Genomic DNA, 645 nt, shown 5'->3' with positions numbered 1-645 from the left:
CGCCAACGGTATCGTCTCCGGCGGCCCGCAGCTTGGCGCGGGTGCTGCCGTCGGGACCGGCCTTGCTGCCGGCGGCGCCATCGTCGCTGCCGGTGGCGGCGCCATGATCGCCGCCAAGGGCGGACGGGCCGCCTGGTCGGCCGGCGCCAGCGGCCTGCGCGGTGGCGCGGCGCTCGCCGGGGGCGCCTCGACGTCCTATTCGCTGGCGTCTGCCCCCGAGAGCGGGCCGGCCGCCATTGCCGCGGGCCTTGGAGGCGTTGCCCGCGCCGCCGGGGGCGCCGCGGCCTCGCCCCTCAAGCGCGCGACATCGCGCGTCTCGGAAAGCCTCGGTTCCTCCTTCGACGCCGGCGGTAAGGCCGCGTTCCAAGCGACCGGCGGATCATCCTCCATGGGCACGGTCGGCGGCACGGCCGAGCCCGCAGCAGCTGGCGCCGCCACGGAGACCCCACCCGCCTGGGCCCGCCGCATGCGGCAGAGCCGCGGCATGAGCCACGGAGCCATGGCGGCCGCGCATGCCGTCCGCTCCGGCGACAGTCACGGCGGCGGCGCCTCCGTCAGCCTTTCCGAAAAGGATCGCACATGACCTTCTTCAAGCGACCGGCAACCCACTACGGCAAGGTGCCGGAACCCGAGACACCCTACCAG

General features: G+C 75.3%; 1 pseudogene. It reads left to right on the top strand.

Going from position 1 to position 645, the window contains the following annotated elements:
- Nucleotides 1-583, top strand: a pseudogene (locus EOA86_RS37350) (P-type conjugative transfer protein TrbL); the annotation flags it as partial.
- Between the last annotated feature and the right edge of the window lie 62 nt (nucleotides 584-645).

The sequence above is a fragment of the Mesorhizobium sp. M5C.F.Ca.IN.020.32.2.1 genome (assembly GCF_004023105.1).
Classification (GTDB): domain Bacteria; phylum Pseudomonadota; class Alphaproteobacteria; order Rhizobiales; family Rhizobiaceae; genus Mesorhizobium; species Mesorhizobium wenxiniae.
Note: the sequence above shows the minus strand (reverse complement) of the source record. Positions and strands in the feature narration are given on the sequence as shown.